This is a genomic window from Rheinheimera sp. B2H12, from assembly GCF_059620065.1.
Window position 1 is genome coordinate 2,544,448 of the sequence record NZ_CM184363.1, and the last position, 20,875, is coordinate 2,565,322.

The window sequence follows — 20,875 nt, forward strand, 5'->3', positions numbered from 1 at the left end:
GGCTATCTTTTCATCTTAAACATTTAAGTTAAGTCATCCCAGTTGTCGGATGAACACCCAAAGAGGCGTTGCAATGCCAGCTACACAAAACCGTAAAAAATATCCCGTTTGTTGTTTTGGTGAAGTCCTGATCGATTTTTTACAGGATCCAGCCGATAGTGCGGTGTTTCGACGCTTTGCTGGCGGGGCGCCCGCCAATGTGGCTGTCGCTGTCGCCAAACTCGGTGGTGACAGCCAGTTTATCGGCATGCTTGGCCAGGATATGTTTGGTGATTTTTTACAGGCTGAGCTACAAAGATACGGCGTTGATTGTCAGGCTATTGCCCGCACCCATGCCGCTAAAACTGCCTTGGCTTTTGTTGCGCTGGACAACAAAGGCGATCGCAGTTTCTCCTTTTACCGGCCGCCTGCGGCCGATCTGCTCTATCAGCCAACAGATTGTCCGGCTGGGATTTGGGCGACGCCTGGTATTTTACATCTTTGTTCTAATAGCCTGACCGAGGCTGCGATTGCAGCGACCAGTTTTGCCTTGGTGCAGCAAGCACGGCAGCATGGCTGGTTGATTTCAGTGGATGCAAATTTACGGCATAATTTATGGCCTAGCGGGCAAGCCGATCGCGCGCTGGTGATATCATTATTGCAACAAGCTGATTTAATTAAACTCAGTGACGATGAATTGCAATTTATCGCCAATGGTCAAGACGGTGCTGAGTGGATTGGCCAATTGTTGCAAAGGACCCAAACAGAGCCGAAGTCACAACCACGCTGGTTGATCGTGACCGCCGGGGCGAGTGAGGTGCAAAGTTTTTGTCGGCAGCAGTTATTGTCAGTACCAGTCGTGCCGGTACAGGTACTGGATACCACCGCGGCTGGAGATGCCTTTGTCGGTGCCTGGCTGTATCAACTCAGTGGCCAGTTGGCGGCAGGGCGAAGCTTAGATTCGCTGCTGCAGGATCAGCAATGTGTTGAGCAAATACTGCAAGGTGCGATTGCAGCGGGTTCACTGACCTGTCAGCGATTTGGCTCTTTTGCCGCCTTACCAGAATTCTTCGAATGGCAAGCTGCGCTGGTATGAGCTATTGCCAACAGTGGGCGCAATCATCAAGGGTCGCGCCTAATGTTGAGTGACAAACGACTTAGCCGGCGCTGGCCGGTCGCTGTAAAATAGCGCTGACGGTATCAAAACCACGCCGGATGGTCTGAATTTTATTGCTGCTTTCATCATGTTCAATAAAATGATGCTTTAAACCAGCTTGGTCAGCGTTTTCGAAAATACGTTTAAAATCAATGGTGCCTGTCCCGACATCCGCCAATTCACCGGCTTTGCCCATATCTTTGACATGCCAGAGCGGGAAACGGCCCGGATGTTTGGCGAACAGCTGGAGCGGATCTAAACCTGCCTTCACTGTCCAGTATAAATCTAATTCCATCTTCACCAGATTGGCATCAGTTTCTTTCAATAACACCTCATAAGGCACCAGGCCTGATACCGGCTGAAACTCAAAATCATGGTTATGATACGCCATTTGCAAACCAGCAGCACGGCATTGTTCACCAAATTTATTCAGTTGCCCGGCCAGTTGCTGATAACGACTGATGTCAGTGCCACGCTGCTCTGTTGTCAAATAGGGCAACACCACATAATGATGACCAAGCGTTTTGGCCTGTTCAATCACCAGACCGAGATTGCTTTGTAAAGCTTCCAGCGGTACGTGGCAAGATGGCGCCGTTAAACCTTCACCATCCAGTATTTTTTTTAAGTTGGCGACAGGTTGATTAAAATAACCGGCAAACTCCAGTTCGGTATAACCCACAGCCGCCACCAGTTGCAGAGTCGACGCCACATTTTGTGCCATTAGATCCCGCACTGTATATAGTTGCAGTCCAATGCCCGCTTTTTTGCCAGGGCTTGCCAGCGCGCTCTGGCCAAAGGCAAAGCCGGTACTGCCAAGCACTGCGGCACCTAAAGCACTTAGTTTTAGAAAATTGCGCCTGCTGGATAAACTGGCGTCGCTGCGCTGATGGCGCTGCCCGCTGTTGTCTGTGACGGTTTGGCAATCTGCGTTGCATTCTGCATGGCCCATGGCAAAGCTCCTGTTGCTGCTGTGGCGGTCATGATAAAAGTGGTGCTCAGCCAGTGAGGGCCGGCACCGCGACTGGGCCAGTGCTGGCCCGTTCAATCAATTCAAAAGGCAAAATTACTTTCGGCGCTTTCTGCATGCGCCCTTCGAGTAAATCAATCAGCAGATTGACGGCAGTGCTGCCAAATTCTTCTGCCGGCTGCGCTATGGTGGTCAGGGGGGGATCAGAAAAAGCAGCAAAAGCGATGTCATCAAAGCCTGCGACTGAAATATCTGCCGGTACCCGCAAACCCTGTTGTTTAATCTGTTGCAGAGCGCCAATCGCCATTTCATCATTTTCACAAAAAATAGCTGTTGGAGGTTCTGCTAAAGCCAGCAAGCTGGCTGCGGCTTGATGACCAGACTGCAGCGTAAAATCACCTGGCACCAATAATTGTTCATCAAAGATCACAGCAGCCTGTTGTAGTGCATCCCGGTAACCTGCGACCCGATCCCGCGTTAGTGGACTACGGGCAGGCCCTTTGATCATGGCAATACGACGATGGCCCAGCGCCAGCAGATGGTGGGTCATGGCACTGGCAGCAGCTCTGTTGTCCAGCAATACCGTTGGGCAGGCGATGTTATCCAGCACCTCACAGAGGTTGACCATAGGGAGCAGGCTAGATTTCTGTGGTTCCAGCCTGGCAAAAGGGTTGTGCGCCCGCAATTGGATCAGTCCATCTGCCTGCGAAGTTTGCACCATGCGGGCATAACCGGCTTCAATCTGTTCATCGGCTTGGGTATTGCCAAGCAACAAGGCATATTGCCGCTGATGGGCAGCTTGTTGCATGCCACTGATCACCCTGGCAAAAAATACGTTTGCCACTGTTGGCACCAGCACCACCAGGTTACGGGTTTTACCGGAGCGGAATTTTACCGCCATCAAATTGGGTTTATAACCTGCGGTTTTGACCGCAGCCAACACTTTTTCCCGGGTTTTAGCCGACACTAGTGCCGGTTGTTGCAAGGCACGGGATACAGTTGCCACTGACACTCCCGCCAGTTCGGCCACTTCACGAATATTCGACATAACCACTCATCTTTTGCATTACCAGCATCCTGAGCACAGATCATACCCCCAGACCAGACTGACCGCATCTGCGTCGTGAATTGTCGGCAGGTTTTCTGCCAAAACAATCATGACCACCAATGTAACCGGTATCATTTATAACTGACATCTTGTCCAATGTGAAGCATTTTTCGGGGCAAAGCTTGCGCTAATTTAGTGCAAAAACTCGAAAATGCAGCTATTTATGGCGGATTAATCGCCAATAATTGCGTTATTTGTCCGATAAATACTTGACGCTACCAAATGTAATCCGTTACATTTTATTCGGTGTTGGAATATGATCAATCCCGGGTCAAACTTTTATTCAGCAATATAAAGGTTGAACCCACAGATCCAGAGTTGATAAATAGCATGCAGCAAAAAATACGTTTTGGGATGGTCGGTGGTGGTGAAGGTGCTTTTATCGGCGCAGTACACCGACACGCCGCAGCTTTAGATGGTCAGTATCAATTGGTGGCTGGCGCTTTTAGCCGCGATCAGGCCAACAATCAACGCAGTGGTCAGCAACTTGGTTTGACTGCACAGCAAATTTATCCGGATTGGCAGACGCTGATCGCAGCTCAGGCCGCACTGCCATCAGCAGAGCGGATGCAATTACTGGTGATCGTGACACCCAATCATACTCATGTCCCGATCAGTATTGCCGCTCTGCAAGCAGGTTTTGCTGTCTTTTGTGAAAAACCAGCCGGGATCAGCCTGGCTGAAACCGAACAATTGGCGCAAGTTTTGGCCCAAAGCCAGCAGTTGTATGGTCTGGCCCACACTTATCTTGGTTATCCCATGGTGTGGCAGGCGCGGCATCTGGTGCAACAGGGCATGCTTGGTAAGCTTAGGAAAATTTTTGTCGAATACCCGCAAGGCTGGCTAACCGACAACCTGGAAGCTGCCGCCAATAAACAAGCCAGTTGGCGGACAGATCCGGCGCAGGCTGGCAGCAGCGGTTGTATGGCCGATATCGGTACTCATGCCTTTGGTCTGGCTGAATTTATCAGTCAACAACAGATTAATCAGCTGTGTGCACAGTTACAAAGTCATGTGCCGGGTCGCCGGTTGGATGATGATGGCGCAGCACTGTTTCGCACCAATGGCGGTGCCAGCGGTGTGTTGCTGGCCAGTCAGATTTGTGCCGGTGAAGAAAATGCACTGAAAATTCGCTTATATGGCGATAAAGGTGGACTGGAATGGCAACAAATGGAGCCGAACAGCCTGATCTATCGCCCCCATGCTGCGCCGATGCAAGTATTGCGCGCTGGCCGCGGTCAGGCCGGACTGTGCCAGGATGCACTGCAACGTTGTCGGTTACCTGCAGGTCATCCGGAAGGCTATCTGGAGGCGATGGCCAATTTATACAGCGACTTTGCGACAGCTATCCGCGCGCAAGCACAGGGCACTGCAGCGGGTGTGCCGGGGATCAGCGCGGCATTGCGTGGCATGGCATTTATTGACACTGTCGCGGCCAGTCAGCACAGCGAACAAAAATGGTTACAGGTGCCGGCTGTTGGTTAATTCCGGCCTCAATTCTGACAGGCTTGAATCCCGACAACCCAACTAATAACAGCCGCCAGCCAGTGTATAGCTCGCTGGCTGGCAGGAGAAGCAGATGAATAAACCGCAACATATCCGTGGGCCAGCCATTTTCCTGGCGCAATTTAGCAGTGATTTTCAGGCACCGGCCGGGATTGTAGCTGGTGATCTGAGCCGATTCACCCAGATGGTGCAATGGGCTGCCGGTCTGGGTTATCTGGGCGTGCAGGTACCGACCAATGATGCCAGCCTGTTTGATTTGGAACTGGCGGCGCAAAGTCCCGACTATTGCCAGCAAGTGCAGCAGATTTGTGCCAAAGCTGGTGTACAAATCACTGAATTATCGACCCATTTGCAAGGTCAGTTGGTGGCCGTGCACCCGGCTTACGATGAATTATTTGATAATTTTGCCCCGGCCTCGTTGCGTGGCAAGCCAGCTGAACGTACCGCTTGGGCCATTGCCCAACTTAAACTGGCAGCAAAAGCCAGTCAGAACCTTGGCTTAACTGCACACGCCACTTTTTCCGGCGCCTTGTTGTGGCATCTGATGTATCCGTGGCCGCAGCGCCCAGCCGGCTTAGTCGAACAAGGTTTTGCCGAACTGGCCGCGCGTTGGCTGCCAATCCTTGATGCTTTTGAGCTGGCTGGGGTTGATCTTTGTTATGAGATCCATCCCGGCGAAGATTTGCATGATGGCGCTAGTTTTGAACGCTTTTTAGCAGCGACCAACCAGCATCCGCGGGCCTGTATTTTGTTTGATCCAAGCCATTTCTTGCTGCAGCAACTTGATTATCTTGATTTTATTGATCGCTACCACGACCGGATCAAAATGTTCCATGTCAAAGATGCGGAATTCAGACCGAACGGCCGTTCCGGCGTGTATGGTGGTTATCAGGATTGGCAGCAAAGAGCGGGGCGTTTTCGCTCCTTAGGTGACGGACAGGTCGATTTTCGCAGCATTTTCAGCAAGCTGACGCAATACAATTTTCAGGGCTGGGCGGTACTGGAATGGGAATGCTGCCTCAAAGACAGCCAACAAGGCGCAGCTGAAGGAGCCCCCTTTATTCGTCAGCATTTGATCAATAAAGCACAACGCGCTTTTGATGATTTTGCTGGTGCCGCTACCGATGTCGCCAGAAACCGCGCCATTCTGGGTTTGCCGCCGTTATAAAACGGTTTATCTCTGGCTGGTGAGAATGACCAGTCGCACACCATAACAACAGGATCACAATAGAAGTGACCACACATACGGGGAAGATGATGAACAGCATCAAAATACGCCTAAGTAGTATGATGTTTCTGCAATTTTTTATCTGGGGTGGCTGGTTTGTTACCTTAGGTACCTTTTTGTCGCAAAATTTACAGGCAGACGGACCCCAAGTGGGCATGGCGTTTTCAACCCAGTCCTGGGGCGCCATTATTGCGCCTTTTATCGTCGGTTTAATTGCTGACCGCTATATCAATGCTGAAAAGTTACTGGCAGTGCTGCATCTGTTAGGGGCAGTCTTGCTGTATATGATGTTTCAGGCCTCTGATTTTACAACCTTTTATCCGCTGGTATTAGGCTACATGCTGGCGTATATGCCGACACTGGCGCTGGTGAACTCAGTGGCCTTTGGCCAGTTAAAACAGCCGGAACTGGAATTTGGTCAAATCCGGGTCTGGGGCACCATTGGATGGATCGCGGCAGGCTTAGTCATTAGTTATCTGTTTGGCTGGGACAGTCAGCAGGCAATTGCCAGTGGTATGCTCAAATACACCTTCCTGATGTGTGCCATTGCGTCTTCTTTATTAGGCTTATACAGTCTGACCTTACCTGCCACACCACCGGCAGCGCGCGGTAGTGCGGTCAAACTCAGTCAATTGCTGGGACTGGATGCGTTAGCGATGCTCAAAGATCGCAATTTTGCGCTGTTTTTCCTCTCCTCAGTGCTGATTTGTATTCCACTGGCATTTTATTACCAGAATGCCAACCCCTTTCTGACTGAAACCGGCGTTGAAAACGCCACCGGTAAAATGACGCTCGGACAAGTGTCCGAAGTGTTATTTATGCTGGCGTTACCGTTGTTTTTAAACCGCTTTGGCATCCGGTTAACCTTATTACTTGGCATGGCTGCCTGGGTGCTGCGTTATGTACTATTTGCTTACGGTGACGCTGGCGAAGGCATGGCATTGCTGCTGATTGGTATTGCGCTGCATGGTATCTGTTATGACTTCTTCTTTGTATCGGGTCAGATCTATACCAACAGCAAAGCCGGCAGCCACTATAAAAGTGCTGCCCAAGGCTTAATCACGCTGGCAACCTATGGTGTCGGGATGTTGGTCGGCTTTAGCGTGGCCGGTCAGGTCACACAACTCTATACCCAACCAGGCGGGCATGACTGGCAACAAATTTGGTTATTCCCGGCGATATTTGCAGCTGTGGTACTGGTGCTGTTTGCGGTTATCTTCAAAAACGAAGCCATCAGCAATAGCCCTGCCCAGGACAGAACCGACAGCAAGCCGGTAACGGGAGATCAATCATGACTTTAAGTGTATCCAGACGTCAGTTATTAAAACAACTTGGTGCCGCCGGTATGGTGGTTGGCGCTGGCACTAGCTTGCTCGGCTCGCAGGCGCTGGCTGCGGCAACCCCAAGCGCGGCCACGTCAAAGCTAAAAGGGCAGATCCGCCATTCGGTCAGCCGCTGGACTTATGGTGACTTATCGCTTGATGAGCTCTGCCAGTTGGTGAAATCTTTAGGTTTTGCTGCTATTGACCTGGTTGGACCGGCAGATTGGCCGACGTTGAAGAAATACGGCATTGATGCGTCGATGTGTAATGGTGCCGAACTGAATCTGGTGGATGGCTGGAGCAATCCAAAGTTTCATCCAGAGCTTATTCAGCGTTATCTTGCGCATATCGATTTGGTGGCTGATGCAGGTTATAAAAACCTGATTTGTTTCTCTGGCAATGCCGGCGGTATGGATCGGGAAACGGCGCTAAAGCATGCAGTGACTGGTCTTTCTCAAATTTTGCCGCAGGCGCAAAAGCGCGGTGTGGTGCTACAGATGGAGCTGTTTAACAGCAAAGTGGACCACCCGGATTATCTGGCCGACAGTTCGCTGTGGGGGATTGAGCTTTGTAAACGGCTGCAATCTGATCACTTTAAACTTTTATACGACATCTACCATATGCAAATTATGGAAGGTGACATCATCCGCACTATTCAGAATCATCATCAATTCTTTGGCCACTATCATACAGCAGGGGTACCTGGACGCCATGAAATTGATGACAGTCAGGAGCTGAACTATCCGGCTATTGCTAAAGCTATAGTCGCCACCGGCTTTGGGGGCTATCTGGCGCAGGAATTTATTCCGACGCCAGCGACCAAACAAGGACGGGCGCAGTCTTTGGCACAAGCAATCCGGATCTGTGACGTCTGATCAGACACACTGACTTACACAGCTAACAACCGGACTTTGCTGTTAAGTCCGGTCTGATAAAAAAGGTAAATACCGATGGCAAATTCACAATATCACTACGACGCCATAGTCGTAGGGTCCGGCATCAGTGGTGGTTGGGCGGCAAAAGAACTGACTGAAAAAGGACTAAAAGTGCTGTTATTAGAGCGTGGCCGGCAGCACGAACATATTAAAGATTATAAAAATGCTTTTAATGAAGCCTGGGACTATCCACACCGGGATAGACCCACTGAGCAGATGAAGCAGGATTTCCCGGTACTGAAACGCGATTATCCACTGAATGAAAGTACCTATGGCATGTGGGCTGATGAAAAAGAAAACCCTTATGTCGAGAAAAAGCGCTTTGACTGGTACCGCGGCTATCAGATGGGCGGCCGCTCATTATTGTGGGGCCGGCAAAGTTATCGCTTTAATACTTTGGATTTCGAAGCCAACTTACTGGAAGGGATTGCGGTGGACTGGCCCATTCGCTACGCCGATTTAGCCCCCTGGTACGACTATGTTGAGCGTTTTGCGGGTATTGCCGGTAACAGAGATGGCTTAGACGTGCTGCCGGATGGTCAGTATTTACCGGCCATTGAGCTGAATCTGGTGGAAAAGGATGTCGCGGCGCGGGTGAAAAAAGCCTTTGCTGGTAAACGCCAGCTGATTTGCGGTCGCACTGCCAATATCACAGTGCCTAAACCAGAACAAAACCGGGTCAATTGCCAGTTCCGCAATAAGTGCTGGCTGGGTTGCCCCTTTGGTGCTTATTTCAGCACCCAATCCGCCACGTTACCAGCGGCGATGAAAACCGGCAATCTGACAGTCCGGCCTTATTCGATAGTGACCCAAGTCTTGTACGACAAAGACAAAAAGCGCGCCCGTGGCGTGGAAGTGCTGGATAGTGAAACCAAACAAACAATTGAATTTACTAGTGATATTGTGTTTTTAAATGCCTCTGCCTTTAATTCCACCTGGATATTGATGAATTCCGCGACGGATGTCTGGCCTGGTGGGCTTGGCAGCAGCAGCAATGCCTTAGGCCGTAACGTGATGGATCACCATCTCAATGCCGGTGCCTTTGGTGAAGTCGAAGGTTATCTGGATAAATATTATTTTGGCCGCCGCCCAACCGGTTTTTATGTGCCGAGGTTTCGAAACTGGCATGGCGATAAACGTGATTATTTACGTGGTTTTGGTTACCAGGGCAGCGCCAGCCGGCAAAATTGGCGGCGTGATGTCGCTGAGCTTGGCATAGGCGCTGATTTAAAAGCCGCCTTGGCTGAACCAGGTCATTGGACCATCGGCATGGGTGGTTTTGGGGAAATGTTGCCCCATCATGATAACCGTATTTATCTTGATCCGAAGGTGAAAGACAAGTGGGGCTTACCTGTGCTGGCGATGGATGTCGAACTGAAGCAAAACGAATTGCGGATGCGCCAGGACATGATGAATGATGCGATGGAAATTTTCAGCGCTGCCGGGGTGAAAAATGTGCAGGGTTACAATGGCGACTACGGCGTCGGCATGGGGATCCATGAAATGGGCACAGCGCGGATGGGCCGGGATCCAAAAACCTCGGTGCTCAACGCCAATAATCAGGTCTGGGATGCACCAAACGTCTTCATTACAGATGGCGCTTGTATGACCTCGGCGTCTTGTGTCAATCCATCTTTAACTTATATGGCCTTAACCGCCAGGGCAGCGCATTTTGCGGTCGAAGCCCTGAAAAAAGGGGAGCTGTAATATGGAAAGACGTGACTTACTGAAAATGATCGCCGCCGCTACCGGCTTTGCTGTGATTGGCGGGCAGGCGCTGGCCGCCGGCCTGACGCCACCAGCGGTCAGCAAACTGCAGTTCAGTGCTGCCGATATCAGTCTGTTGGATGACATCGCGGAAACGATATTACCGAAAACCACCACTCCGGGTGCGAAAGATGCCGGTGCCGGCCGTCAAATGGCTATCCAGGTGCAGGATTGTTACAGCAGCACTGAACAGGGCTGGTTTGTGGCCGGTTTAGCCACATTACAACAGCGTAGCCAACAGCAATTTCAACGCAGTTTCAGTGCGCTGAATGCCAGCGAAAAGTTGCAGTTACTCAGCAGTCTGGATCAAGAAGCCAAGGCCCATAATGATGTGCTCGCGGGCAATGACAGTACCAATGTCAGCAGTAAAAAAGCGCCGGATCCGAAAAAGCCGGTCGCCACTGCACCGCATTATTTTACTTTATTCAAGCAACTGACGTTATTTGTGTTTTTCACGTCAAAAGTGGGGGCCACCGAAGTGCTGCGCTATGTCGCAATCCCGGGTAAATATGATGGCAACTTACCTTATCAAAAAGGTGATCGGGCCTGGGCGACCTAACGAAAACAGACCCGATTGGCACTGATGTCTGATTTCTAAATCTATCAATTTTAAGATATATGCTGTTCGCTGTAACTTGTCAGGTCAATGATCCCCTGACAAGTCGTTTCATATAATCAGAGCTGGTTTTTCAGCATGTGCCTGACAAAATCAGGTCCTAACCACAAGTGAGTTGGTGATGAAGAGAATGTTGTTATCTTCGCTGGTGGCAGTGCTATCAGCTGCAGCGCTGCCGGTAAGTGCGGCTTCAAGTGAATTTCCATCGGCGGCAGAAATAGCCAAATTATCCGATGCAGAACGAATGAAACTGGCAGAAAAAACCGAAGTCTGGCAGCCGGAACCGACTGTTGTCAGTAGCGCAGCCGGTCAAGTGCCATCCGATGCGATTCAATTGCTGGATAGTACTTTATCGCAATGGCAAGCCGTCAATGGTAAAGCCGTCAGTTGGCAGATGGCCGATGGGGTGCTGACGGTCACGCCAGGCGGCGGTGACATTAAAACCAAAGCAGATTTTTGTGATATACAGCTGCACCTGGAGTGGCGGGCACCCTTGCCGGCAGACGGTAAATCTGGTCAACTGCGCAATAACAGTGGTATTTTTTTGCAGGAAAAATACGAAATTCAGATCCTGGATTCTTACCAGAATGCCACCTATCCAAATGGCCAAGCCGGCTCCGTCTATAAACAGACGCCGCCGTTAGTTAATGCCACGCGACCAGCCGGTGAGTGGCAAAGTTACGACATTATTTATCAGGCCCCTCGTTTTGACGGCAACAAGCTAACGCAACATGGTCATGTTACACTGCTGCATAACGGCGTTCTGGTGCAAAACCACAGCAAAATTCTCGGCACCACCGAGTGGATTGGACCACCACAACAACAGCCACATGGCTGTGCGCCATTAAAATTGCAGGATCATGGCGATCAGGTCAGTTTTCGCAATATCTGGGTGAGAAGGTTGAATTAAATCGCGGACGAAATAACAGCTAGGATGTAAATTTATAACAATAAAACCGACATAAAGTCGGTTTTATTGTTATAAAAGCTGGATATTCAGATTGTGTGATTAATGAAAATCGTTATTGGTTCCATGAATTTAAGACTGTGTATAAATTAGTGACATCCATCGTGAATTTTGTTGTAATCGACAACATTTCGAATTGATTGATGTTACCGACTCGCTAGCTTAATTTTACTTCATTTTTTCGAAAAATAGGGCCAGGTAATTGATCATGTTTGAAAAGAATTTAATTACTCTCGTTCGTAATGACGACTATTTAACAATAAACAATTAAAGGACTAATAATGGCAGTTGAACAAAAAATCGAGTTGTCTTGGTTGGTTCCAGATCTTTTCCAATTTATTCTGATCCCAAAAACCGGCGACGAGTTGAGCATAGTTTTTGTTCAGTTGCTAATCGTCGTCACTGTTGTCTTTTTTTTGTTTTTTGTCTACAAATGCATATCTGCATGGCGCAGGCTAAGTTGGTTTGAAAAAGTTTTAGAGCCACTTGAGCGAAAAGATATTGCTGACAAAAGATATGATTTAATTGAATTAGCGAGGCATAAAGATAAGAACATCGGTTTTTTGTGGATGGAGTTCGATGAAACTTTGGTCGAAGTTCGTCGAAATGGGCGTGTTGAGGTTCGAAATACTCTGGATGCCGGTCACTTTTTTAATTCATATACATTAGCTGGAAGCATCACTGAAAACAGACTGCTGGCAGCAGTGCCAGGTTTTCTAACGGCATTAGGTGTCATAGGGACCTTTATGGGTCTGCAGTTAGGTTTAGCTGATTTAAAACTAGGGGCTGGTGTTGACGTTAATCAAATGCAAGAAGGTGTTGCTTCTGTTGTCGATGGTGCAAAAGTAGCGTTTTTAACTTCCGTCTGGGGTGTGGCTCTCAGTGTTCTATTTAATTTCTCTGAGAAATTAGGCGAGCAAATCATCCGTCGTAAGATTCGTCATATTGAGAATATAGTTGACTGGCTTTTCCCCCGGATTCGTCCTGAAGAACAATTACAAATCATTTCAGATAACAGTTCTGAATCCAGGGAAGTGTTGCAAGGTTTGGCTGAAAAAATTGGCGAAAAAATGCAGGATGCTTTGGTTGTAGCAACACAGGGAATCCAAACAAGTTTAGAAGACAGCTTAACAAAAATAATGGCACCAGCCATTAACAAACTTGTTAATGAAACAGCAGAAGGCAATCAGAAGGCGCTCGAGAGCCTTCTGCAAAGTTTTATGGATGGTTTTGGGCAGGCAGGAAATCAACAGCGTGACGCACTTGATGATGTGTCTGCGAGAGTAAACAAGTCTGTCGAAGCGATGCAGTCAGCGATGAGTGGTTTTGTTGAGCAATTGCATAAATCACAAGCCGAATCAGGGGATCGAGAGAAAGCTCTGATTGCAGATATTTCAAATCAAGTAAGCAGTCTTTCTACTCAGTCAGAATCCATCCATCAAAAACTGTCGTTATTTGTTGAAAATCAGATTGGTGAGATGACTTCCCAAATGCAAAGCCGTGAGGCTGCCTCAGCAAAACGTGACGAAGAGTTAGTTAAGACAATCAAGGTGCAAGTTGATGAGTTGATTCTCAACTCCCGCAGTCAAGGCGAAAAGTTGAGCAGCTTTGTTGAAGCACAGCTAGGTGGATTGGTACAGTTGTTTGACAATAGAGAAAAGAGCGCATCTGAGTTAGAAACTGCTCGCAATGAGAGAATTGAACAGCAATCCAGGTCAATTTCACAATTATCAACTGAGATTATAAGTTCGGTAGAAAAGTCTGTGTCTGAACAGGTTAAGTCAGTTGAACAGCTTCTTTTACAGGGGCAAAAGCTGCAAAACAGCATCAATGCATCCGTCGAAGCGAGTGCTCAGGCTACTCAAGCGATGAAGGAATCATCAACAGAACTTCGTGTTTCAGCGGATAGCATGAAGGTTTTGAGTTCACATATCAATGAAGCAGGCAACAAGCTATCAGGAGCTATTCGTGCTGCTGTCGACAGTACTTCAGATCTGGCAAATCAAAATCAAGTCACAGCGCAGCGTATGGAAAAACTGCGCAGCGAATTGATTAGTGATGTTTCTCGATTCAGTGAGCTTACCGTACAGTTAAATAGCTTGATTTCTAGTGCGAGCTCAACGTTTGGTGAGCTGAAGAAAGCACATCAAGAATTTATTGGTGACCTCAAAGATGAAGTCGATGGGTTGAATCAGACGATGACTGGGCTTCTTAAAGACTATGCAGATCAAGCCAATGGACAAACGGCAGAACACCTTAAAGTATGGTCAAATTCTGTGACGGCCTATTCAACACAAATGAACAACGCCGTAAAAGCGTTATCCAGTGTGGTTGATGAAATGCAAGCAAAATTGGGGTAACAGATGGACAGGCTATCCTCACGTGGCAATTCCAATGTTGATGAAGAAAACCCTTATTGGATGTCTTTTTCCGACTTAATGTCGGCGCTGTTAGTGATATTCATTTTAGCGACAGTTGCATTAATCATTGAGCTAACACAGAAATCTGAAAAAATTGAGGCCAGTATTCAGGAGCTGCAGAGGGCTGAAGAGGCTCGTCGAAATATTCTTATAGATATAAAAGAAGAATTGGCCAATCAAAATATCCACGTTGAGATCGTAGAAAATGACACTGTCTTACGGATTCCTGAAAGTACGTTGTCTTTTGAATCTGGAAAGGACACCTTGCCCGAAGACGAAAAAACGCAAACTGAAGTCGCAGCAATTGGGGATGCTTTGCATAAAGCTATTACCAAACAGGAACGCTGGAAGTACTTAGATACAGTATTTGTTGAAGGGCATACCGACAGCGTGAATATAGGGTATCGCGGTAAAGGCAATTGGGGTCTTTCAACTGACAGGGCTGTATCAATTTGGAAGCTCTGGCAAGAAAAAAATATTTTGCAGCCCAAATTAAACGAGCTAACAAACTTTAATCGCCAACTGCTCTTTTCTGTTAGTGGTTATGCCGACACAAGGCGAGTCGATTTAGTCGAAAAAAGTGAAGAGCAACGTGCTCGAAATCGCAGGATTGATATTCGCTTTACCGTCAAAAAACCTAAGCTCGAGGACTATAAGAAGGCTAAAGATGTTTGAGGTTAGCCAGTTTAAGGACGGTTTACGATGAAATTCGTTTTGTCTGATACGAGTTATCAAAAAAACATTGAGGTTATGGAACACCTCACCCGAGAGCAAAAGTCTATTGCTAAAAGGGCGGGGACCGATAATCCAAAGTTTGAAGCTGCTTGGACTCGCTTGCTGAATTTCCTCACTAGAGACAGTTTTGATCTCTTTAAAATTGAAGATCGCTTTGATGTACGAGCGTTGTCGATTGCCTTGACAGAACATGCGACCTTACGCAAGGCAATCAAAGTCGATAGGCAATTGCTTAACTCTGTGTCAGAGGTTATTCCAAAGGGAAGTAACCTCTTTATAGAATCAATGTTACAGTTTTTCCTGAGTGATTTTGACTCAATTAGTGATCCAGATGCTGTAGGTGATTGGCTGTGCTTGGAACGCAAACGCAAAGGGCTTAATCTTCCTTTGGAAGAAAAAATTCTATGCGTTGATGGCCCCACATTTTTGGCGAAGCAGGCAATAAAAAAAGGTACGATATTCGAGCTGCAGGTGGGTCTTTGGAAGTTAGATGGATATGCGGCTGGTGATTTTGTTAAACGAGCACAATCAGTCTATTTTGTCGAACAACTGCAAAACATTCCGGCGAATAAACCTCATCCCTTGCTTGAAGAAATTAGTAAAGCGTCTGTTGCTGCCAGTCGTTATGATGCACACGATCTGATTGGACATGTCGCCCTTCGGATCTTGATTGACAGAGCTCCGGTACAGCAAGTACATGACAGCTGGCAAAACGCGGTAATAGCAATAGCTGGCGACCCCAGAATTCCTAAAAGCCATCCACGCTTTAGTAAGTGGTGGAGCCAACTTTCACCTCATCAAATTAAAAAGGTACAAGGCTGGCTCTCTAAGTTAGACCTTAAGTTATTTCTTGAAGCCCTTGAAGATTACTCTCGTAGCTCTCGAGACGATGACATGATGAGGATGTTCCCCTCACGGAAGCACTTTCTGGAAGGGTTGCATCAAGCTGGTGCTATTGTTCACACCAAGTTGTATCTGTCGAAAAAAGCAGACTGGTACATTCGCAAAAATTATAAAGCTGAGCATATCCCTGATTACTCCATCGTAGATGATGGCGACCGTTCAATTATTTATGCCGAACTCACCAATGGTCATATGATTGAGGGTAGCCACAACTGTCAAATTTGGTTCTACAGAAATCTACACGACTCGGCAAAAGTGCTTCAGTTTGGTAAGCAAAGAATTGGATATCGCTCGCTGACTGTGGGCTTAAACGAACAAATGTATGAGTACGGTTGCGAAGCATACGACTATTTTACGCACAGTCCCAAAAGTTTTAGCTGGCAACGTCGTTCAATCGAAGCTTTGAACGAGTTAGGCGTAAAAGTCAGGGCTGTAGATGTTCTGAGTGATGATGATTATCGAGTTTATAAACGCATGTACGGAGTGGGCTAGTGAGAAATTGGATTTCATCTTTTTTCGGGGTTAAAGAATCCGAAACTAAATTTTCTATTGATATTAGCAAAGAGAGTATCGATTTTTTCTGCGATCAATATCAGTTCATTAAGATAAAAAAAGGTGATGCCGACGAATTTATCACAGCTCAATTTGTTGCATTGCAAATGCTGACTGAAGAGGGCAACGCTGAAGCTATTCCAAATGGATTTATAGTTCCACATGAAGTAATTGTTTCGTTGGATGAAGATTCATTTCAATTATTGCAGTTGCCGGAAAGGTGGAGTGGCGAAGCCAAGGTTGATATCAGAGGAACCACAGCAAGTGAGTTATTTGAAGTTAGTATTAACGTTGATGCGCCTTCAGGTCGAATGACGGCAGCTTACCAAAGAGTTGGTGGCATCCTGTCATTTGGGGATAGTAGATATACCCTTACCGCATCAATGTTCGATGTTTTCACTGCTTTCAATGAACACGCACTATCCCCTAAAGGTGAGTCTGACAATTTACTTCTGCTTTATAGGCTACAGTTAGCTCAGAAAGCTGGTGCAAAGTTGTCCCTGAGTCACTTCGACAAGTTAAACATCCATGTTCCTGAAAAGATAACAGTTGAGGCTGAGCTCGATGAGAGTGGTAATTTAATCCTTACCCCTAACGTCGGGCAGGCTATCGGCAATGACCAAATTCAACGAGTCCTCGGACAAATGCAGTCTGAATCTGGCAGAACGCTGAAAGTTGGCAATCAGATCGTGCTCTTTAATGAAAAAACTGCCAATGCAGTCAAAGAAATTATCTATCACAGAAAAATTCCCAAATCTCAAGTTGAGCAGTTTTTGAAAGCTCCAGGGGCATTTCTGGATGCGAGCCTGGTCGATCTTGACGTCGGATTTGCATTACGAGTCAAAGGAGCAACTCGTTTTAAACATGCGTACTTTGGTGAAACCGATGAGTCGGGCATTAATTGGTTTCACCAAATTCAGGCATCAGGGACAATTCTTCCTATTAGTGCAGTATCAAAATTTGTGAAAACCTTGGAGGACTTAAAGCAGCTTGAGCAATTGATCAGTGATGCAAGAGCAACTGGTGCGTCAGAAGTGGTTTTTGAAGGCAAGGTTTATGATATCGGTAGTGAGTCTGAAGTAAATGCAACTTTAGAAAAGCTGGGCTACACACTTCGGAATCAACCTGACGATGGGGATGGGGAAGGAAATGGCGAGTCGAACGGTCCGAATGAGCCTGATGAGCCAGCGCAGCCGGATGATAGTCCAATTGTTATTGATATTGCTTTAAACGATGATGAATTAGATAGCCCCTCGAAGCTCGTAGAAGAAGCGCTTAACGATGTGCTGTACAAAGAAGAGTTAGATTGGACCAACCATAAAAGACAGCCGTTCCCGCATCAGCTAATAGGCGTGCAGTGGATACTCGGCCTTGAAGAAATGGCGCGCGAAAAAGAACTGGTTAACGGCGCTTTGCTAGCAGACGACATGGGCTTGGGCAAGACCTTCATGTCACTATCAGCCGTTGAACACTATTACCGGATCTGCGACGACAACGGCGAAACGTGCCGGCCCACGTTAATCATTGCTCCTTTAAGCCTTTTGGAGAATTGGAGAGACGAAGTAGGCGCAACTTTTCACGAGTCACCATTTAGAGATATTGTCATCTTACAATCAGATGGTGAGCTAGACCGTTTTCGGGATGGCAGCATTGAAATTAGATCTGCTAATTTTGATGAGGAAACCATTGAGCCTCGTTACTCGCTAAAGTTTGGCGAGGAGTATGGACTTGACCGGTTAGATTTACCTCGAAGATTAGTGATCACAACATACCAAACACTGCGCGATTATCAATTCTCGTTGTCCCAAATAGATTGGGGGTTAGCGATTTTTGATGAGGCTCAAAACACCAAAAACCCAAATGCTTTACAGACTCGCGCAGCTAAAGGTCTGAGAGCGAAGTTTAAACTGCTCGCGACAGGGACGCCTGTTGAAAATAGTCTTGCCGATTTTTGGTGCTTGATGGATACAGCCTGTCCTGGCTACCTTGGGACTTATCAGAGTTTTCGACATACCTATATAACGCCTATTTTGCAGGCTGCAGGTGACGAAGTCGATAGGGTTAGAGCAACATTAGGTCGACAGCTGAGGGAAAAGGTCGGAGCGTTAATGTTGCGTCGTGTCAAAGAGGACAATATTGAGGGGTTGCCGCAAAAGACAATGTTGGTTGGGATTGACTCCACTGCTTGGCTTTATGAGCCCAAGCTACATGCCGTCATGACTGCTTATCAGCAAAAAGTTTACGAAGGTGCTATTGAAGCACAGTTGGAAGATGAAGATAGTCATGTGCTTACGACATTGATGCGCTTGCGCGATAGTTCGCTGCATCCGCGCTTAGCGGATAGTGGTCGACTGGATGCTCCTAATTCTAAGCGTGAATTGCAGGCTATCTTCGATGAGTCAGCCAAGATGGCAAAAACTATTGAACTACTGTCTGAGATTCAATCTAGAAGAGAGAAATGCATCATATTCGCAGTGAATAAACGACTTCAACGTTTCTTGAGTATCGCACTTGGCAGTTACTTCGGTTTAGGACCTTTGCATGTCATTAATGGTGATACAAAGGCAGTTGTAAAAAAAGGAAGTGCTTTAAGCCGTAAGTCGCTGATTGCCGATTTTGAAGCACGAGACGGTTTTAATATCATTATTATGTCACCGGTTGCGGCAGGGGTAGGGTTAACAGTCATTGGTGCGAACAATGTCATCCATTTCGAAAGGCACTGGAACCCTGCGAAAGAAGCTCAGGCAACAGACAGGGTATACCGTATTGGTCAGACGAAAGATGTAAATATATACGTCCCTATACTTCACCACCCAACATTTGAATCTTTTGATGTGAATCTGCATCGCTTGTTATCGCAAAAGTCGATGTTAAAAGATGCTGTTGTAACGCCTGGCGAAGTCATGCCGAATCCAACCGGCTCAGGCGGTATACACCTTAGTATCGATAGCATAATCACATTTGAGGATATGCCACGATTGAGCTGGAAACAGTTTGAAGCCTATACGCTTGAGGTGCTTGCAAGAGAGTACCAAGCCGATAGCGCTTGGCTCACTAAAGACGGCTCGGATTTTGGCGCAGATGGTATATTGGCGACTAGCAATCACTCGATGCTTATACAAGCTAAACACAAGCACGGATCCTACAAAGGTCATAGTGCCGTTCAAGAAATATCGAATGCAAAAGTACTTTACGGAAAGCACTTAGGTCGAGAGAGCTCGAAACTTATCTTTGTGACTAACGCTACTCAACTTTCAAAAAGTGCCAGAGATATTGCGAATCAACTTGGAGTTACTGTTATCGATGGTAATGAACTTAAAAATTTATCAGAGGTACATAAGATTACCTTTGGACAGATCTTGAGCCGATTGTCCAAGGAACGCTATATGCTGCCTGACGGATCCCCACAAAACCTATAATCATATCAATAACTTACAGATTTAATACTTTTCCAATCCCACTTTTCAGCCCAAGTCATGATTTGCCTGATGGCGGCTTGGATATCCTGCGCTGAGATAGTCAGCCGTGCCAGACGACATAACCGCATTCCTAAATAATTGGGTAATCCTCCCATTTTTAACCGAAGTTAAAAGTAGAGTTCATGCAGCCATCAATGGCGGTTTTCCGCCATTTGCTTTGTGCGGCCGTTCATGATTGTAAAACCATAACCATTTTGTGGCATAGTCCTGAACTTCTTCAAGCGTATCAAATAAATGTTTGCTTACCCAGCTGTATCTGATTGTCTTATTGTGTCGTTCAATGTACGCATTTTGTTGCGGCTTACCAGGTTGAATGTAATCAATCCTGATCTCATGTTTTTTCGCCCATTCCGTAAATTCGTGGCTAATAAATTCAGGTCCATTGTCACAACGGATCGCGATTGGTTTGGGTCGCCCTTCAAGTAGCTGATTTAGGGTTCGCAGCACTCGCATTGTTGGCAATGAAAAACCTGCTTCAATCGCAAGCCCTTCACGTTTAAAGTCATCAATCACGTTGAACAGTCGATAGCTTCGTCCATCTGATAACTGGTCATGCATAAAATCTATCGACCAAACCTGATTGGCTTTAGTTGGCTCTTTCAGCGGCTCTGGTGCATTTCGTTTTAACCTTCTGCGTGGTTTTATCCGCAGATTTAACGCTAATTCGCAGTAAATTCGGTATACACGCTTGTGGTTCCAAGCAAAGCCTTTTACGTTGCGTAAGTAATTAAAACACTGACCAAATCCCCAATCCGATTCTTTTTCAGTTAATTCGACAAGAAATTCAGCAATCTCTGCATTTTCGTCGTCATTAACGCGCCGGTAGCGGTAACAGGTTTCGCTGATACAAAATGCTGCACAGGCCAAACGGATACTAATTTTTCGATTTGCAACTGCATGCTGAGCCATCGCTTTACGTTGCGACAGCTTTACCACTTTTTTGCCATGGCTTCCTGAATGACATCGGCCTTTAGCCGCTCTTCGGCATACATCTTTTTCAGTCGGGCATTTTCAGCTTCAAGCTCTTTTAGACGAGCCATCAATGACGCATCCATGCCGCCAAATTTGGCTCGCCACTTGTAAAAAGTCGCAGAGCTCATGCCATGTTCGCGGCACAATTCTGGGACTGGAGTACCGGCTTCAGCTTGTTTAAGGATTGCCATGATTTGGCTATCAGTGAATTTTGATGTTTTCATAGTGAATCTCCTGCGTTTATGTTACGAGAAAATTCTACT

At 47.0% G+C, this 20,875-nt stretch carries 15 protein-coding genes; 12 read left to right on the plus strand and 3 right to left on the minus strand.

Annotation, left to right across the window (positions count from 1 at the left end):
* The first annotated feature begins 73 nt into the window (after positions 1-73).
* Positions 74-1,075: a carbohydrate kinase family protein gene (locus tag AC53GJ_RS10915; RefSeq protein ID WP_496732707.1), complete on the plus strand. Its 1,002-nt coding sequence runs from the start codon at positions 74-76 to the stop codon at positions 1,073-1,075.
* Positions 1,076-1,136: 61 nt separating this feature from the next.
* Here the strand turns inward: AC53GJ_RS10915 and AC53GJ_RS10920 are convergent, their stop codons facing one another.
* A complete protein-coding gene (locus tag AC53GJ_RS10920) occupies positions 1,137-2,084 on the minus strand; it encodes a sugar phosphate isomerase/epimerase family protein (RefSeq protein ID WP_496732708.1) in 948 nt (315 codons plus the stop codon).
* A 46-nt stretch (positions 2,085-2,130) separates the two neighbouring features.
* On the minus strand, positions 2,131-3,150 hold the full coding sequence (locus AC53GJ_RS10925) for a LacI family DNA-binding transcriptional regulator (protein WP_496732709.1): 1,020 nt from the start codon (positions 3,148-3,150) through the stop codon (positions 2,131-2,133).
* A gap of 390 nt (positions 3,151-3,540) precedes the next feature.
* On the opposite strand from AC53GJ_RS10925, the gene AC53GJ_RS10930 reads away from it, so the two are divergent.
* From AC53GJ_RS10930 to AC53GJ_RS10980, 11 genes are all read left to right on the plus strand, one after another.
* Positions 3,541-4,695: a Gfo/Idh/MocA family protein gene (locus AC53GJ_RS10930; RefSeq protein WP_496732710.1), complete on the plus strand. Its 1,155-nt coding sequence runs from the start codon at positions 3,541-3,543 to the stop codon at positions 4,693-4,695.
* Between the two features lie 94 nt (positions 4,696-4,789).
* On the plus strand, positions 4,790-5,884 hold the full coding sequence (locus tag AC53GJ_RS10935) for a sugar phosphate isomerase/epimerase family protein (protein WP_496732711.1): 1,095 nt from the start codon (positions 4,790-4,792) through the stop codon (positions 5,882-5,884).
* Positions 5,885-6,003: 119 nt separating this feature from the next.
* Positions 6,004-7,239 carry a nucleoside permease gene (locus tag AC53GJ_RS10940; protein ID WP_496732712.1) on the plus strand — a complete coding sequence of 412 codons (1,236 nt, stop codon included), beginning with the start codon at positions 6,004-6,006 and terminating at the stop codon, positions 7,237-7,239.
* A complete protein-coding gene (locus AC53GJ_RS10945; protein WP_496732713.1) occupies positions 7,236-8,141 on the plus strand; it encodes a hydroxypyruvate isomerase family protein in 906 nt (301 codons plus the stop codon). The genes AC53GJ_RS10940 and AC53GJ_RS10945 overlap by 4 nt, the downstream gene beginning before the upstream one ends.
* Positions 8,142-8,216: 75 nt before the next feature.
* The gene (locus tag AC53GJ_RS10950) at positions 8,217-9,908 is read left to right on the plus strand and encodes a GMC oxidoreductase (protein ID WP_496732714.1); all 1,692 of its coding nucleotides are present in this window, start codon (positions 8,217-8,219) and stop codon (positions 9,906-9,908) included.
* A 1-nt stretch (position 9,909) separates the two neighbouring features.
* Positions 9,910-10,527, plus strand: a complete 618-nt coding sequence (locus AC53GJ_RS10955) for a gluconate 2-dehydrogenase subunit 3 family protein (RefSeq protein ID WP_496732715.1) — start codon at positions 9,910-9,912, stop codon at positions 10,525-10,527.
* Between the two features lie 178 nt (positions 10,528-10,705).
* Positions 10,706-11,494 carry a 3-keto-disaccharide hydrolase gene (locus tag AC53GJ_RS10960; protein ID WP_496732716.1) on the plus strand — a complete coding sequence of 263 codons (789 nt, stop codon included), beginning with the start codon at positions 10,706-10,708 and terminating at the stop codon, positions 11,492-11,494.
* 338 nt (positions 11,495-11,832) lie between these two features.
* Positions 11,833-13,911: an anti-phage ZorAB system protein ZorA gene (gene zorA / locus AC53GJ_RS10965; protein ID WP_496732717.1), complete on the plus strand. Its 2,079-nt coding sequence runs from the start codon at positions 11,833-11,835 to the stop codon at positions 13,909-13,911.
* 3 nt (positions 13,912-13,914) lie between these two features.
* Complete coding sequence (locus AC53GJ_RS10970; protein WP_496732718.1) at positions 13,915-14,646, plus strand: OmpA/MotB family protein; 732 nt, start codon at positions 13,915-13,917, stop codon at positions 14,644-14,646.
* Positions 14,647-14,673: 27 nt separating this feature from the next.
* Entirely contained in the window at positions 14,674-16,101 is a 1,428-nt protein-coding gene (locus AC53GJ_RS10975; protein WP_496732719.1) for an EH signature domain-containing protein, read from the plus strand.
* Positions 16,101-19,580: an SNF2-related protein gene (locus tag AC53GJ_RS10980; protein WP_496732720.1), complete on the plus strand. Its 3,480-nt coding sequence runs from the start codon at positions 16,101-16,103 to the stop codon at positions 19,578-19,580. Before AC53GJ_RS10975 ends, AC53GJ_RS10980 begins: the two co-directional genes overlap by 1 nt.
* A 180-nt stretch (positions 19,581-19,760) precedes the next feature.
* On the opposite strand, the gene AC53GJ_RS10985 is transcribed toward AC53GJ_RS10980, so the two are convergent.
* A protein-coding gene (locus tag AC53GJ_RS10985) for an IS3-like element ISSod2 family transposase (protein WP_496731216.1) occupies positions 19,761-20,836 on the minus strand; the annotation gives its coding sequence in 2 pieces (ribosomal slippage) (positions 19,761-20,584 and positions 20,584-20,836; 1,077 coding nt in all).
* Between the last annotated feature and the right edge of the window lie 39 nt (positions 20,837-20,875).

Coding starts and splice junctions, on each gene's coding strand:
- AC53GJ_RS10920 (WP_496732708.1), bottom strand. CDS start 2,084: ATGGGCCATGCAGAATGCAACGCAGATTGCCAAACCGTCACAGACAAC.
- AC53GJ_RS10970 (WP_496732718.1), top strand. CDS start 13,915: ATGGACAGGCTATCCTCACGTGGCAATTCCAATGTTGATGAAGAAAAC.
- AC53GJ_RS10975 (WP_496732719.1), top strand. CDS start 14,674: ATGAAATTCGTTTTGTCTGATACGAGTTATCAAAAAAACATTGAGGTT.
- AC53GJ_RS10945 (WP_496732713.1), top strand. CDS start 7,236: ATGACTTTAAGTGTATCCAGACGTCAGTTATTAAAACAACTTGGTGCC.
- AC53GJ_RS10925 (WP_496732709.1), bottom strand. CDS start 3,150: ATGTCGAATATTCGTGAAGTGGCCGAACTGGCGGGAGTGTCAGTGGCA.
- AC53GJ_RS10940 (WP_496732712.1), top strand. CDS start 6,004: ATGATGTTTCTGCAATTTTTTATCTGGGGTGGCTGGTTTGTTACCTTA.
- AC53GJ_RS10955 (WP_496732715.1), top strand. CDS start 9,910: ATGGAAAGACGTGACTTACTGAAAATGATCGCCGCCGCTACCGGCTTT.
- AC53GJ_RS10950 (WP_496732714.1), top strand. CDS start 8,217: ATGGCAAATTCACAATATCACTACGACGCCATAGTCGTAGGGTCCGGC.
- zorA (WP_496732717.1), top strand. CDS start 11,833: ATGGCAGTTGAACAAAAAATCGAGTTGTCTTGGTTGGTTCCAGATCTT.
- AC53GJ_RS10960 (WP_496732716.1), top strand. CDS start 10,706: ATGAAGAGAATGTTGTTATCTTCGCTGGTGGCAGTGCTATCAGCTGCA.
- AC53GJ_RS10935 (WP_496732711.1), top strand. CDS start 4,790: ATGAATAAACCGCAACATATCCGTGGGCCAGCCATTTTCCTGGCGCAA.
- AC53GJ_RS10930 (WP_496732710.1), top strand. CDS start 3,541: ATGCAGCAAAAAATACGTTTTGGGATGGTCGGTGGTGGTGAAGGTGCT.
- AC53GJ_RS10915 (WP_496732707.1), top strand. CDS start 74: ATGCCAGCTACACAAAACCGTAAAAAATATCCCGTTTGTTGTTTTGGT.